The following is a 14992-nucleotide window of genomic DNA, read 5'->3' as shown; positions in this document are numbered from 1 at the left end:
GGACGTTGCCAGGCTGTTTTTTCTTAAAAACCATACATAAAAATTATGTTTAGGCATAAGATAATATGGTGGTCATAATTATTACCGTCGCGGGGTGGAGCAGTCTGGTAGCTCGTCGGGCTCATAACCCGAAGGTCGCAGGTTCAAATCCTGCCTCCGCAATCTTGGTCTGGTAGTTCAGTTGGTTAGAATGCCTGCCTGTCACGCAGGAGGTCGCGGGTTCGAGTCCCGTCCAGACCGCCATATTTTTAAGTAAGTACGAAACAAGAGTTTCGTCTTTTTTTTATCCAAAGAACATGCTTTTTTGCGTAAATGGAAAAAATCATGTAAACTACATAAAGAATAGGCATCCTTAGGAGAGATCCTAAGGTTTTTTTGCATCTAAAATTAGGTAAAATGAAGATAGAGAGTAAATAGGTGATGGAATGAACCAATTTGAATTAAATACAATGAATTCTGATGAAACCACCCAGTTTGCAGAAAGACTGGCCTCTTTTTTACAACCGGGAGATGTGATTGCCCTTGAAGGTGATTTAGGTGCTGGAAAGACCACTTTTACCAAAGGTCTGGCAAAAGGCCTCAACATTAGGAAAACCGTAAATAGTCCGACCTTTACCATCATTAAAGAATATAACGGAAACCTGCCTTTATATCACATGGATGTTTATCGGGTAGCAGATGCTTATGAGGACTTGGGGTTTGATGAATACTTTGAAGGTGATGGAGTAACAGTCGTGGAATGGGCCCATTTAATTGAAGAGCAATTACCCTCGGACCTATTAACCATTTACCTGTATCATGAGGAGCAGGATAAACGGAAAATTGTTCTCAAGCCAAAGGGTAAAAGATATGAGCAATTATGTAAGGAGATTTTTGCATGACAATTTTAGCAATCGATACTTCTAATTATGCATTAGGAGTTTCGCTTTTAGAAGAAAACCAAGTGCTTGGGGAATATATTACAAATTTAAAAAAGAATCATTCTGTCCGAATAATGCCGGCTATCCAGACGTTAATGAAGGATTGTGAAAGAGTGCCGGGAGATTTAACGAAAATAGTAGTGGCGAAGGGCCCAGGCTCTTATACGGGTGTGAGAATTGGGGTTACGATTGCAAAAACATTGGCATGGACTTTAAATATTCCACTGGTAGGGATTTCTAGTCTTGAAATTTTAGCATCCGGAACAGGACGCTATTTTGATGGCTATGTATCTCCATTATTTGACGCAAGAAGAGGACAGGTTTATACCGGGCTGTATCAATTTGAGAATGGCCAGCTTTCAGTTGTGGAGCAGGATCAGTTAGTTATGGCTGTAGATTGGGCAGCTAAACTAGCCGAAATGACAAAGCCGGTATTGTTTGTAGGGAATGATCTGCCGCTTCATCAATCAAAGCTTGAAGAAATCGTGGGAACTAAGGCATTTTTTGCAAGCATCACGGAACATAATCCTCGTCCTTCTGAACTGGCCTTGCTGGGATGCAATAAAGATGGGGAAGATGTACATTCGTTTGTACCTAATTATATACGTTTAGCTGAAGCCGAAGCTAAGTGGTTAGAAGCAAAAGGAAAAAATTCAAATGAATAGGGATAGAAAAATGGTAGATTCTTATGTTTTTCGTTATATGAGGGAAGAGGATATCGACCAGGTTTTAGTTGTTGAACAGGCCTCGTTTACAGTACCATGGAGCCGTGAAGCTTTTTATAATGAATTGCACAATAACAAGTTTGCCGTTTATATTGTGCTTGAGGAAGACAATAAAATAATCGGATACTGCGGTACGTGGATTGTGATTGATGAGGCGCATGTAACAAATGTGGCCATTTTGCCGGAATTTCGCGGCAGAAACCTTGGGGAAACGATGTTGCGCAAATTGATGTCTGTTTCGAGGGAAATGGGGGCGAAAAGCATGACCCTTGAAGTTCGGGTAACCAATCATGTGGCACAATCGTTATACCGCAAACTAGGCTTTCAAAATGGCGGGATCCGGAAAAATTATTATTCAGATAATCAGGAAGATGCGCTAGTGATGTGGGTGAATTTATGATAAAAAATCAGTATATATTGGGAATCGAAACGAGCTGTGATGAAACGGCAGTTGCAATTATTAAAAATGGCCGGGAAATCGCGGCTAATGTTGTAGCATCTCAAATCGAAAGCCATAAACGGTTTGGCGGCGTGGTACCTGAGATTGCTTCACGCCACCACGTTGAACAAATGACCATCGTGATTGAAGAGGCTTTGAATCAAGCAAATTTAACATTTGCAGAAATGGATGCGATTGCTGTTACAGAAGGACCAGGTTTAGTTGGGGCTTTATTAATCGGGGTGAATGCGGCGAAAGCCCTTGCTTTTGCACATAATATTCCGCTTGTCCCAGTCCATCATATTGCCGGGCATATTTACGCAAACAGGCTGGTAACAGAAATGAAATTCCCACTATTAGCCTTAGTCGTTTCAGGCGGCCATACAGAGCTTGTTTATATGAAGGAGCATGGTCATTTTGAAGTTATCGGCCAAACGCGTGATGATGCTGCTGGGGAAGCCTATGACAAGGTGGCAAGGACGTTGAACATGCCATATCCAGGTGGGCCGCACATTGACCGTTTGGCACATGAGGGAAGCCCAACGATTGATTTACCTCGTGCATGGCTTGAGGAAGGGTCTTATGACTTTAGCTTCAGCGGGTTAAAATCGGCAGTTATCAATACTGTCCACAATGCTGAACAGCGCGGCGAGACGATCGCACCTGAGGATCTTGCTGCCAGCTTTCAAGAAAGTGTTATTGAAGTTCTTGTGAAAAAAACAGAAAGAGCAGTAGCTGAATATGGAGTGAAACAGCTATTGGTCGCTGGCGGTGTAGCTGCAAACAAAGGTCTTAGAGGTGCATTAGAAAAGACTTTTTCAGAACAGGCTGAAGTGGAATTAGTGATTCCTCCCTTATCATTATGCACCGATAATGCAGCGATGATTGCTGCAGCCGGAAGCGTGATGTTTGAAAGAGGTGTAAGAGCTGACCTTTCACTGAATGCGATTCCAGGTCTTGATATCGAACTATACAATAACTAAACCTTCCATTATCGGGAGGTTTTTTATCCTTTCGGGTCTAATATTCACACTGCTTTTATATGGGACACTATGAGAGGATTCGACGCCTGTTTTGTCCCATAGAGCCACTCTAAGGGACACTTTGAGAGGATTCGACGCCTGTTTTGTCCCATAGAGCCAATCTATGAGACACATTGAGAGGATTCGACGCCTGTTTTGTCCCATAGAGCCAATCTATGAGACACTTCGAGCGAATTCGACGACTGTAATGTCCCATAGAGCCACTCTAAGGGACACTTTGAGAGGATTTCACGACCGTTTTGTCACATAGCCACTTTTAGAGCATTATTTCAGAATTACTGGATGTCTTTCATCGCTATAAAAAACTAATCAAACGTTTGTTTAGTATTTTTTGTGGATAAATTTTTTTTCGAAAATTAAAATTAATAACATAATGTGGATAAGTACGTGTGTTCCTGTTGATAGTGTGGATAAAAACGGTGTTTTTTGTGGATAATGTGGAAAACTGAAGTGATTATTTGCAAATATACCATTTGAATTGTGCATAAGGTTGTGGAAAAAAGGTAATTTGTAAATGGATTGTTGATAAAATAAAAAGGACCGGACTTATTCAGTCCGGTTTTCACTTTTTAGTAACAATCACTTTATATTTATTCCGCCAGCTCCGCCCATTCTTCCATCAATTGCTCGAGCTCAGCTTTGGCTTTTTCACTTTTTATGTTAATTTCCAAAACCTTTTCGTGATTTTGAAAAATATCCGGCTCACATAACAGCGCTTCACAATCTTGAATTTCCTCTTCAAGCTCGTCAATCCTTAATTCAATCTCTTCTAATTTCCGTTTACGCTGCCGCTCTAGTTTTTTGCTTTCCTTATCCTGTTGATAACTATTTCTTTCTGAAATATCAATCTGAACCTTTTTAACAGATTCGGCAAGGGCTAATGCAGCCAGTTCTTCCTGTTCCAGCTTTTTTTCTAAATAATAATCATAATCCCCAAGATATTCACAGCTGCCCTCACGGCTTAACTCCAACACCTTTGTTGCAATACGGTTGATGAAATAGCGGTCGTGCGATACAAACAAAATCGTGCCAGGGTAATCGATTAAGGCATTCTCAAGTATTTCTTTACTATCTAAGTCAAGATGGTTGGTTGGCTCGTCCAAGATTAAAACATTTGCTTTCTCGAGCATCAGTTTCGCGAGGGCAAGCCTCGCCTTCTCGCCGCCGCTTAAAGTCGAGACCGTTTTCAGTACGTCATCACCGGAAAATAAGAAATTGCCGAGCACTGTCCGAATTTCTTTTTCATTTTTCAACGGGTAATCATCCCATAATTCGTTAAGGACACGTTTGTTTGATTTTAGCTCTGCCTGCTCCTGGTCATAGTAGCCAATCGAGAGGTTTGTCCCGTAGTGAATCGTACCGTCCAATGCTGGCAGCTTTTTAATGATTGTTTTTAAAAGCGTTGATTTGCCGATTCCATTTGGACCAACCAGAGCTATACTTTCACCTTTAAAGGCCCGAAAAGAAATCCGCTCAGAAATCACATCACCGTCATATCCAACGGCAAGCGAATCCACCATAAGAATATCATTACCACTCTGCCGCTCAATTTCAAATGAGAACGAAGCAGACTTTTCATCCCCTAATGGACGGTCCATGACCTCCATTTTCTCAAGCTTTTTCCGCCGGCTTTGCGCCCGTTTGGTTGTTGAGGCACGGGCTAAATTGCGCTGAATAAAGTCCTGGAGGTTCGCAATTTCTTGCTGCTGCTTTTCATAAAGCTTCATGTCGCGCTCATAGTTGGCCGCTTTCTGATCTAGATATGAGCTGTAATTGCCAGTAAACCGCTGAATCTGCTTCCGGGATACCTCATACACCTGCGTGACGACTTTATCTAAAAAATAGCGGTCGTGGGAGACAATTAATATTGCACCATCATAACCCTGGAGATATTGCTCCAGCCATGAGAGAGTATCGATATCCAAGTGGTTGGTCGGCTCGTCCAAGATTAAAATGTCAGGTTTGGTTAATAGCAGTTTCCCTAAAGCAAGCCGGGTTTTTTGACCGCCGCTTAAACTGGCAATCATCGCATTAGAATCATGAAAATTTAATCCGTGGAGCACAGAGCGAATATCCGCCTCGAACTGGTAGCCGCCCTGCTCTTTAAATTTCACTTGAAGCCCGTCATATTCTTTTAAAATTCTTTCGTAGCGACTTGAGTCTTCGAAAATTGCAGAATCGGCCATTTGTTCTTCAAGCTTTCGAAGTGACTTCTCCATCTGACGAAGTTCCTCAAAAACAGTCAGCATTTCTTCCCAGATAGACAAATTGGATTCTAACCCCGTATTCTGTGCCAAATATCCGATGGTCACATCTTTTGGTTTAATAATTTCCCCGCCATCATGTGACAGATGACCGGCAATGATTTTCAGTAGCGTCGATTTCCCCGCACCATTGCGGCCAACAAGAGCAACGCGGTCTCTTGTTTGTAATTCCAGCTTTATATTCGATAAAATAAGGTCAGCACCATAATATTTTTGTAGTTGATTAACCTGCAATAAAATCATAAAATTCACCTCTATACTACTCAATATTTTACCGTATTCCCAAAGGTCCGGCAATAAAGCGGGTCAGTTTGCCTGATGAGAAAACCTCATGGACAAAAAAATGTACCGATAGTTCAAAGTTTCACAGACATAGAAAGAAAAATAGTGTATGATTTAATCGGAGGATTGTTTATATGGCAGAATTCACTCATTTTAATGAAGAAGGCAGAGCAAAGATGGTTGACGTCAGTGATAAACCAGAAACGGCGCGCACAGCTCTGGCTCATTCAAGCATAACAGTCAGCAGAGAAATTTTTGAAAAAATAACGAATCATGAAATGAAAAAAGGCGATGTCTTAGCTGTTGCGCAGGTTGCCGCCGTGATGGCCGCGAAAAAGACATGGGATCTTATTCCAATGTGCCATCCTATTCCATTAACGGGAGTGAATATCTCTTTCTCGTGGGAACAGGCCGGTGACAACTATCAATTACATATTGCAGCTTCTGTTAAAACAAAAGGTAATACAGGTGTTGAAATGGAAGCGTTAACAGCAGCGTCTGCCTGTGCATTAACTGTCTATGATATGTGTAAAGCCGTTGATAAAGGCATGGTCATCGGACCGACCTATTTAGTAGAGAAAACGGGCGGTAAAAATGGAGATTTTAAGAGAACAGAACTAGTTTAACAAAACTATTTATATGGGGTGTGGGAGATTATGAGTAATGAAACGATGAAAATACCACAGGCGACAGCCAAACGGCTGCCCCTTTATTATCGATTTTTAAAAAACTTGCATTCTTCCGGCAAGCAAAGAGTTTCATCAGCAGAATTAAGTGAAGCGGTTAAGGTTGATTCGGCGACAATCCGAAGGGATTTTTCCTATTTTGGAGCCTTAGGGAAAAAGGGCTATGGATATAATGTGAATTACTTATTAACCTTCTTCCGGAAAACATTGGACCAGGATGAACTGACAAAGGTTGCCTTAATTGGGGTGGGGAATCTTGGTACAGCCTTTTTAAACTATAACTTTTTGAAAAATAATAATACGAAAATTGAATGCGCTTTTGATGTCGATCCTGGAAAAATGGGAACGACGATTCGTGAGGTACCGGTTTATCATTTGGATGAGCTGGAGAGGGTAATCACCGAACATCAAATATCAGTCGCGATTTTAACCGTTCCGGCACAGGTCGCCCAAATGATTACAGACCGGCTTGTAAAGGCAAATGTGAAAGGAATCTTAAATTTCACACCGGCAAGATTAAATGTTCCGTCCTCGCTTCGTGTTCATCACATTGATTTAGCTGTCGAGCTGCAATCACTGATTTACTTTTTAAAGCATTATCCAAATCCAACAGATGAAATCGAAGAATAAAATGTTTAAGGGCTTTTCGCAAAATTTTGCGGAAGGCCCTTTTATTATTAGGACAAGTTTTTCGAATCTTTACAACGTAACAGTGTTATGTTACATTAATACACAGAAAGGGGTTTTAATCATGAGCGAGGAGTTAATTTCGAAAAAGGAATTATTAGAGCTGGCGGGAATATCCTATGGACAGCTGTATAGATGGAAGCGTAAAGACCTCATTCCGGAGGAATGGTTTGTAAGGAAATCCACGTTTACCGGCCAGGAAACCTTCTTTCCAAAGGAAAAAATCTTAGAAAGAATCAATAAAATTCAAACGATGAAGGAAAATTTATCGTTAGATGAACTAGCAGACATGTTTTCTCCTAGTCTAAGCGATTTGCAGTTAGATAAGGATGAATTAATAAAACGTAACATTGTTTCAAATGCAGTGATGAATTTTTACCTGGAAAATGACCAAGGCAGCCCAAATTTTAATTTTTCCAGAATGCTTGAAGTTTATGTTTTAGAGAAGCTGTTGCAGTCAGGGGAGATCAATTTGGATGAAGGGAAAATGCTGCTGCAGGTGCTAAAGGACAATGCCGCGCTGATTAAGCAAAAAAGCTGTGAACTCCTGATTACCCGCAAACTTGGTGTATCATCGTGTTTCTTACTGATTAATGCGGAAGAGATCCATTTTGAGAGGGGAACGAAGATTGTCGTGCAGGTTTCCTTAATGACCTGTATGGAAGAAATTAAGTCGAAATTATTATAAAGGAGAATCCTTATGGAATTGAAAAATAGAGGAGATTTGGCCATTAATGGCTTAGGTTCTTCAAACGGCGGACAATTTAACCTAGTTACATTGAATGGCAGAGGGACGATCAACAATGATGTGGAATGTCATGAATTTGAATGCAATGGATTAGGGACGGTCAATGGGAATGTGACAGCAGATATGGCCAGAGTAAACGGGAATGCCAAGTTTAAAGGAACATTCGAGAGCCAAAAGTTGACCGTTGAAGGGACCGCGAAATTTGAGAAGAACATAAATGTCAAAAATTTAAGGATCTCTGGGAAAGCTTCAGTGGGCGGGAGCGTAAAATGTGAGGAGATTAAACTTCGGGGTATGCTTTCAGTTGGGGAAGACTGCGAAGCTGAGTATTTTAAAGGAGAATACTGCTTCACGATCGGCGGGCTCCTAAACGCAGATCAAGTTGATATAAAGATTTATGGGGAGTGCAAAGCAAAAGAGATTGGCGGGCAAACAATAACAGTAAGGCAGCATAAAGGGTCGTTCATTGGAGCTTTATTCAAGCCAATTTTCAAAGCGCAATTAGAAACGGAGTTAATTGAAGGGGACAAAATTGACCTGGAAAATACGATTGCGAAAGTGGTGCGGGGCAATCAGGTCAGAATTGGACCGAACTGTCAGATTGATGTGGTTGAGTACACAGACGAATTTTCACAGGATAAAAATGCAGTTGTGAATGATATCAGAAAGGCATAAGGGGGGAAGGGAAATGAAAAAAGACGCAAACTTGATTATCAATGGTTCAGGAAGTTACCCTGGCGGCCGTTACGATAAAATCAGCATCAGAGGCGAAGGGACGATTGTAAATAATGTGGATTGCTCCTCTTTTCATGTATATGGAACGAGTGAAGCGGTCGAAAATGTTAAAACAGGTTCAGTAAAGATTTTGGGGGAGGCTGAGATTAAAGGGAATATCGAGGCTGAGGAAACGCTGATCATGGGGACGCTCTCAGTCGGAAGCCGGGCGCAATTGAAAAAAATAAAGATCCTTGGGCTGCTCGAAGTGGGAGAGAGACTCTTCGGCGATCAAGCATCGATTAAGGGAAGCATCGTAGTAAATGGCGATGTGGAATATGAAACCTTCGATTCGAGCGGCGGTTTTGAAATTAAGGGATTATTAACCGCGGATACGATTAAGGTGGGGCTGCGCTACGGCCAAAGCACTGCGGAGGAGATTGGCGGGGGAAAAATAACCGTCAAAAAGAAAAAGAACTCTCTTCTTCCCTTCGGAAAAGAGGTTGGGACTCTTAAAGTGAAAGTTATCGAAGGGGATGAAATTTTTCTCGAAAATACAACGGCAGATATTGTTAGGGGCAATCAGGTGAAGATTGGCCAGGGCTGTCAAATAGGCTTAGTGGAGTATCGGGAGCATCTAAGCCAGGATTCACAAGCAACGATAAAAACAAAGACAAAGATATAAAGGAGAAATCGGATGGTAGCAAAAGAGAGTAAATTAGGTTTGGTTGTCGCGGGGCTATTACTGGGGATATTGATGGCCTCGATGGATAACACGATTGTCGTCACGGCGATGGGAACGATTGTCGGTGATCTTGGCGGGCTGGAAAGCTTCGTCTGGGTGGTTTCCGCCTATATGGTCGCGGAAATGGCCGGGATGCCGATTTTTGGTAAATTATCGGATATGTATGGCCGAAAAAGGTTCTTTATTTTTGGATTGATATTGTTTATGGCCGGCTCGGCCCTTTGCGGAACAGCCGAAACGATCACGCAATTAAGTATTTACCGCGCGATTCAAGGGGTAGGCGGCGGAGCTCTTGTCCCGATTGGGTTTACGATTATGTTCGATTTATTTCCACCCGAAAAACGCGGGAAAATGGGCGGTTTGTTCGGGGCAGTTTTCGGGCTTTCAAGTATCTTCGGGCCGCTGTTAGGGGCGTATATTACCGACCATATCAGCTGGCATTGGATTTTCTATATTAATCTCCCGCTTGGCATTTTATCATTGATTTTTATCGTCATCTCTTACAAGGAATCGCCGATTCACCAGAAGCAGTCGATTGACTGGTGGGGAGCCGTGACGTTAATTGGCGCGGTAGTTTGTTTAATGTTTGCCCTTGAATTAGGGGGACAAAAGTATGATTGGGGTTCTTCGACGATTATTAGTTTATTCACGGGCTTCGGGGTTCTATTTTTGATCTTTTTGTTTGTCGAAACAAAAGCGAAGGATCCGATTATTTCGTTTGCGATGTTTAAAAACCAGCTGTTCGCTGGAAGTACACTAGTTGGCTTGTTTTACGGGGCCGCCTTTATGGCGGGAACCGTTTATATCCCGATTTTTGTGCAAGGGGTATATGGCGGAAGCGCGACAAATTCAGGGCTTATTTTATTGCCGATGATGCTGGGTTCCGTTGTGACGGCACAGGTCGGCGGCTTTTTAACGACGAAAATGAGCTATCGGAACATTATGTTTATTTCAGGTATCATCCTGATAGGCGGGTTTATCCTGTTAAGCACGATTACACCAGAAACAAGCAGGGCTATCTTGACCCTTTATATGATTGTCATTGGTTTAGGAGTAGGATTCTCTTTTTCCGTTTTAAGCATGGCCGCGATTCATCCATTCGGGATGGATCAAAGGGGCTCCGCTACCTCAACCAGCAACTTTATCCGCTCCCTAGGGATGACCATTGGGATTACAATTTTTGGAACGATTCAAAGGAGTGATTTTAAAGAGGGATTAGAAAAGGCGTTTTCTGGAATGGGGCCGATGCCTAAGGGCGGCGCATTCGGCGATTCCCGAGCGTTATTATCGGAAGAGGCAAGAAAGAACATTCCGCCGCAGATTCTCGATAAAATCACCGATGCCCTTTCCAGTTCCATTGTTCATACCTTTACATGGGCACTCGTTCCGGCAGGCATTGCCTTCCTCTTCATCTTTATCTTAGGCAAAGAACGAATGGTGTTCGATAAACAACAAGGGATTTCCAAATAAAAAAGGTGTCAGGCACCATTGTGAATTTTTCACATGGTGCCTGACACCTTTCATCATTTATCCACTTTGTTTTTATATTTGAAGTGAAGGGTGATCATTTTTAGACCGGAGCCGAAGTCAAAGGTGGCTAAGATAACGAGCAGGTAGCTGAAAAAGCCCCAGCCATTTGTTTGCACCTCATCAACGGCGAAGTAAGTAAATAAACCGCCGAGTAAAAAGTAAATCAATCCGGAAAACAAGGGTGAACGTCTCATAGAAAGCCTCCGATAAAGTTTTGAACCGCCTCGGCCTCCCGCATCAGTCTTTCGATATCCTCCCGGTAAACAGACTGAACGAGGACAACTAAGGTATTCATCGTGACATGCGCAAAGATCGGCACGATGATGCGTTTTGTTTTGACATAAAGAAAAGCAAAGGTAAAGCCCATAGCCGAATAAAGTAAGATATGCTGAAACTCCATATGGGCTGCGGCAAAAATAACAGAGCTGATAATTGCTGAGATAAAGAAATTAAATCGCTTATGAAGGGCACCAAAAATGATTTTTCGAAATACAATTTCTTCTAGAATTGGACCCACAATACTTGTTACAAAAATCGCCAACGGGAAGGTTTCGATAATGTTGACGATTTCCTTCGTATTCTCAGAACCCGCTTCAATGCCGATCAAGTGCTCAATAATAGCCGCCGCGTACTGGGCAAATAAAGCTAAGAAAAATCCAGCCACTGCCCACATCGCCGAGTACGAGAATGAACTTCCCTTCCGGTCGAAGCTTTGTCCTTTCATTTCGTTACGTAACATAAAAAGGATAATGATGAGTGCAATCGTAAAACTAGCCAATAGCCATACGGGCACTGCTAACTCCAGCTTGCCCCCAAAATGCCTAAAACCGAACATGAATAACGGAACGCCAATTAAACTGGAAAACTGCATAACGATATAAACAATTAAAATTATCCAATATTCCCTTTTCAAATAAGTAATCTCCTTCAGATCTATTTTTTAAAATTATAGAAATAATTCATAGGATTCCATCCTACATTTTACCTTTAAAAAGGGCCTCGTTCAATTTTGAACAATTTATCCAAAATCTTTGTATAGAAATTGCTGTATTTCACATACTGATTAAGGTTGAAAAAAAGATTTGCCCTCCCGTAAAAATTTTATGCTTCATACTTGCAAAAGATTTACAGATTCATTATTATAATAATTGTGTTAGCACTCATTCATAGAGAGTGCTAATAATGTCAGAATTACATATATTTTTGAGGAGGTTGTTTGATTTGTTAAGACCATTAGGTGATCGCATTGTCATTGAGCTTGTTGAATCAGAAGAAAAAACTGCAAGCGGTATCGTATTACCGGATTCAGCGAAGGAAAAGCCTCAGGAAGGAAAAGTTGTTGCCGTAGGTACAGGCCGTGTGCTTGAAAATGGCGAACGCGTTGCCCTTGAAGTTTCTGTTGGCGACCGCATTATCTTCTCAAAATACGCTGGTACTGAAGTAAAATTCGAAGGCGTTGAATATTTAATTTTACGTGAAAACGATATCCTTGCTGTTTTAGCGTAGTAAGGTTGATTTTTAAAAAATAAACATCTCAAATAATAAGAGGAGGTTTTTTGAACGATGGCTAAAGAAATTATGTTTAGTGAAGATGCGCGCCGCGCGATGCTTCGCGGTGTAGATACTCTAGCAAACGCAGTAAAAGTTACTCTTGGACCTAAAGGACGCAACGTGGTTCTTGAGAAAAAATTTGGTTCACCGCTTATCACAAATGACGGTGTAACAATCGCAAAAGAAATCGAATTAGAAGATGCATTCGAAAACATGGGTGCAAAGCTTGTTGCTGAAGTAGCAAGCAAAACAAACGATGTTGCCGGTGACGGTACAACAACTGCAACTGTTCTTGCTCAAGCAATGATTCGCGAAGGTTTAAAGAACGTAACTGCTGGTGCAAACCCAATGGGTATCCGCAAAGGGATCGAAAAGGCAGTGGCAACAGCTGTTGAAGAATTAAAAGCAATCTCAAAACCAATCGAAGGCAAATCTTCCATCGCACAAGTTGCCGCTATTTCTTCTGCTGACGAAGAAGTTGGCCAATTAATCGCTGAAGCTATGGAGCGCGTTGGCAACGACGGCGTTATCACTATCGAAGAATCAAAAGGCTTCACAACTGAATTAGATGTTGTAGAAGGTATGCAATTCGACCGTGGTTACGTTTCAGCTTACATGGTAACAAACACAGAAAAAATGGAAGCTGTTTTAGAAAACCCATATATCCTAATCACTGACAAGAAGATTTCTAGCATTCAAGAAATCCTTCCAGTCCTTGAGCAGGTAGTACAACAAGGCAAGCCATTATTACTAGTTGCTGAAGATATCGAAGGTGAAGCATTATCTACATTAGTAGTGAACAAGCTTCGCGGTACATTCAATGCTGTTGCTGTAAAAGCTCCTGGCTTCGGTGACCGTCGTAAAGCAATGCTTGAAGATATCGCTGCCTTAACTGGCGGAGAAGTCATCACTGAAGAGCTTGGCCGTGAATTAAAAACTGCTACAATCCAATCTTTAGGACGCGCTTCTAAAGTGGTTGTTACAAAAGAAAACACAACAATCGTTGAAGGTGCAGGAGATTCTGCAGCTATCGAAGCTCGTGTAAACCAAATCCGTGTTCAATTAGAAGAAACTACTTCTGAATTTGACCGTGAAAAATTACAAGAGCGCCTAGCTAAACTGGCTGGCGGTGTAGCAGTAATCAAAGTTGGTGCTGCAACTGAAACTGAATTAAAAGAGCGCAAGCTTCGCATCGAAGACGCTTTGAACTCTACTCGTGCTGCAGTTGAAGAAGGTATCGTATCCGGTGGTGGTGTTGCCCTTCTAAACGTATACAGCAAAGTAGCTGGAATCCAAGCTGAAGGTGACATAGCAACAGGTATCAACATCGTTTTACGTGCGATGGAAGAGCCAGTTCGCACAATCGCTCACAACGCTGGCCTTGAAGGCTCTGTTATCGTTGACCGCTTAAAGCGCGAAGCAGTAGGCACAGGCTTCAACGCTGCTAACGGCGAATGGGTAAACATGATCGAAGCTGGTATCGTGGACCCAACTAAAGTAACTCGTTCTGCGCTTCAAAACGCAGCATCTGTTGCAGCTATGTTCTTAACAACTGAAGCAGTTGTTGCTGACAAGCCAGAACCAGCTGGTGCAGCTGGAATGCCTGATATGGGCGCAATGGGCGGCATGGGCGGCATGATGTAATAACATCCGCTAGCCCTTAATGCTTTAGAATTAGTCTATAACACTGACTGGTAAAAACCACTTCCTAACAATAGGGAGTGGTTTTTTTGTGTTGCAAAATATGGAATTACCGCTTCCACCCATAGACTTTTTTTAATTACAAAAAACGTCCTTCCGGTTTGAAATACTATAATTATACTGTTGGAGAAATATTACCAATGAAGTGAAAGTTTGTTTGGGGGGATGTTCTTGGTTATCACACTTACAATGTTCCTAATAGGAATTTTACTAGGTTTTATTGGGGCCGGGGGATCCGGTTTTATTATTGCTCTTTTAACCGTTGTGTTTGGAGTACCAATCCAAACTGCGTTAGGTACGTCTCTGGCTGCAATGGTGTTCACGACTTTGTCCGGAGCTTACAGTCATTACCGGCAGGGAAATATGGATGTGAAAGCAGGAATAACTGCAAGTGCCTTTGGGGCAATTATGTCATTTGTTGGTTCTAAAATTGCTGTATGGATTCCGGTTCATTCACTCCACTTTCTTACGGCGGGAATGCTGTTCCTATCCGCTGTTATGCTGATGATCCGCCTTTTTATTGTAAATAGGCTTAAAGAGACAAATAAAAGGAAAACGAGATCAACTGGCAGCTTTTTACTGAGGGCAGCGTCTGTCGGAATCGTGACTGGTATTTTATCCGGTACGTTTGGTATTGGATCGGCTCCATTCATCCAGCTTGGGTTGATGGTTGTGTTGGGCCTTTCTGTACAAAAATCAGTCGGCACAACGATGTTGGTTATTCTCCCCATCGCTTTCGCTGGCGGGGCAGGCTACTATTTTGAAGGCTATTTCAACGTTTTGCTTCTAATCCAGGTACTGGCTGGAACGATGATTGGTTCCTATATTGGTGCCAAATTTATCAACAACGTTCCACTGCCAATTTTAAAGAGTGCTATGGTTCTTACCCCAATTATGGCGGGTGCCATTTTGCTAATTCGATGATTGATGATAAAGGCTGCTTAAAGCTCTTTTATA

16 protein-coding genes and 2 tRNA genes are annotated in these 14992 nt (G+C 42.0%); 15 read left to right on the top strand and 3 right to left on the bottom strand.

All coding sequences use genetic code 11. The features are described 5' to 3' along the window. Positions 1-88: 88 nt before the first annotated feature. From ACIFOT_RS30975 to tsaD, 6 genes are all read left to right on the top strand, one after another. Positions 89-162: transfer RNA gene (locus ACIFOT_RS30975), tRNA-Met, on the top strand. Positions 163-166: 4 nt separating this feature from the next. Then, positions 167-243: transfer RNA gene (locus tag ACIFOT_RS30970), tRNA-Asp, on the top strand. A gap of 182 nt (positions 244-425) precedes the next feature. Beyond that, a complete protein-coding gene (tsaE, locus tag ACIFOT_RS30965; RefSeq protein ID WP_430072469.1) occupies positions 426-881 on the top strand; it encodes a tRNA (adenosine(37)-N6)-threonylcarbamoyltransferase complex ATPase subunit type 1 TsaE in 456 nt (151 codons plus the stop codon). Then, positions 878-1585, top strand: a complete 708-nt coding sequence (gene tsaB / locus ACIFOT_RS30960; RefSeq protein WP_430072466.1) for a tRNA (adenosine(37)-N6)-threonylcarbamoyltransferase complex dimerization subunit type 1 TsaB — start codon at positions 878-880, stop codon at positions 1583-1585. Before tsaE ends, tsaB begins: the two co-directional genes overlap by 4 nt. Positions 1586-1595: 10 nt before the next feature. Continuing rightward, complete coding sequence (rimI, locus tag ACIFOT_RS30955) at positions 1596-2045, top strand: ribosomal protein S18-alanine N-acetyltransferase (protein ID WP_430072475.1); 450 nt, start codon at positions 1596-1598, stop codon at positions 2043-2045. Beyond that, a complete protein-coding gene (gene tsaD, locus ACIFOT_RS30950) occupies positions 2042-3067 on the top strand; it encodes a tRNA (adenosine(37)-N6)-threonylcarbamoyltransferase complex transferase subunit TsaD (RefSeq protein WP_430072463.1) in 1026 nt (341 codons plus the stop codon). Before rimI ends, tsaD begins: the two co-directional genes overlap by 4 nt. 650 nt (positions 3068-3717) lie before the next feature. Here tsaD and ACIFOT_RS30945 read toward each other — a convergent pair. Beyond that, complete coding sequence (locus ACIFOT_RS30945; RefSeq protein WP_430072461.1) at positions 3718-5634, bottom strand: ABC-F family ATP-binding cassette domain-containing protein; 1917 nt, start codon at positions 5632-5634, stop codon at positions 3718-3720. 173 nt (positions 5635-5807) lie between these two features. On the opposite strand from ACIFOT_RS30945, the gene moaC reads away from it, so the two are divergent. The 6 genes from moaC to ACIFOT_RS30915 all read left to right on the top strand — a co-directional run bounded on the left by moaC (position 5808) and on the right by ACIFOT_RS30915 (position 10723). Next, on the top strand, positions 5808-6299 hold the full coding sequence (gene moaC / locus ACIFOT_RS30940) for a cyclic pyranopterin monophosphate synthase MoaC (RefSeq protein WP_430072459.1): 492 nt from the start codon (positions 5808-5810) through the stop codon (positions 6297-6299). 30 nt (positions 6300-6329) lie between these two features. Then, positions 6330-6989 carry a redox-sensing transcriptional repressor Rex gene (locus tag ACIFOT_RS30935; RefSeq protein WP_430072456.1) on the top strand — a complete coding sequence of 220 codons (660 nt, stop codon included), beginning with the start codon at positions 6330-6332 and terminating at the stop codon, positions 6987-6989. A gap of 121 nt (positions 6990-7110) precedes the next feature. After that, entirely contained in the window at positions 7111-7734 is a 624-nt protein-coding gene (locus ACIFOT_RS30930; RefSeq protein ID WP_430072453.1) for a YhbD family protein, read from the top strand. 12 nt (positions 7735-7746) lie between these two features. Further along, positions 7747-8469: a polymer-forming cytoskeletal protein gene (locus ACIFOT_RS30925; RefSeq protein WP_430072450.1), complete on the top strand. Its 723-nt coding sequence runs from the start codon at positions 7747-7749 to the stop codon at positions 8467-8469. Positions 8470-8482: 13 nt separating this feature from the next. Further along, positions 8483-9193: a cytoplasmic protein gene (locus tag ACIFOT_RS30920; protein ID WP_430072447.1), complete on the top strand. Its 711-nt coding sequence runs from the start codon at positions 8483-8485 to the stop codon at positions 9191-9193. A 12-nt stretch (positions 9194-9205) separates the two neighbouring features. After that, complete coding sequence (locus ACIFOT_RS30915; RefSeq protein WP_430072444.1) at positions 9206-10723, top strand: MDR family MFS transporter; 1518 nt, start codon at positions 9206-9208, stop codon at positions 10721-10723. 53 nt (positions 10724-10776) lie between these two features. On the opposite strand, the gene ACIFOT_RS30910 is transcribed toward ACIFOT_RS30915, so the two are convergent. Together ACIFOT_RS30910 and ACIFOT_RS30905 are read right to left on the bottom strand one after the other, a co-directional pair. Then, the gene (locus ACIFOT_RS30910) at positions 10777-10977 is read right to left on the bottom strand and encodes a YdiK family protein (protein ID WP_430072441.1); all 201 of its coding nucleotides are present in this window, start codon (positions 10975-10977) and stop codon (positions 10777-10779) included. Beyond that, positions 10974-11696 (bottom strand): CPBP family intramembrane glutamic endopeptidase, encoded by a 723-nt coding sequence (locus tag ACIFOT_RS30905; RefSeq protein WP_430072438.1) that lies wholly within the window; start codon positions 11694-11696, stop codon positions 10974-10976. Before ACIFOT_RS30905 ends, ACIFOT_RS30910 begins: the two co-directional genes overlap by 4 nt. A gap of 308 nt (positions 11697-12004) precedes the next feature. Between ACIFOT_RS30905 and groES the strand changes: the two genes are divergently transcribed. The 3 genes from groES to ACIFOT_RS30890 all read left to right on the top strand — a co-directional run bounded on the left by groES (position 12005) and on the right by ACIFOT_RS30890 (position 14959). After that, entirely contained in the window at positions 12005-12289 is a 285-nt protein-coding gene (groES, locus tag ACIFOT_RS30900; protein ID WP_430072434.1) for a co-chaperone GroES, read from the top strand. Positions 12290-12346: 57 nt separating this feature from the next. Then, positions 12347-13978: a chaperonin GroEL gene (gene groL, locus ACIFOT_RS30895; RefSeq protein WP_430072431.1), complete on the top strand. Its 1632-nt coding sequence runs from the start codon at positions 12347-12349 to the stop codon at positions 13976-13978. A 228-nt stretch (positions 13979-14206) separates the two neighbouring features. Then, on the top strand, positions 14207-14959 hold the full coding sequence (locus ACIFOT_RS30890; protein WP_430072427.1) for a sulfite exporter TauE/SafE family protein: 753 nt from the start codon (positions 14207-14209) through the stop codon (positions 14957-14959). The last annotated feature ends 33 nt before the right edge of the window (positions 14960-14992 follow it).

Source organism: Neobacillus sp. NRS-1170 (assembly GCF_050468025.1).
This window is presented reverse-complemented; position numbering and strand designations above follow the sequence as displayed.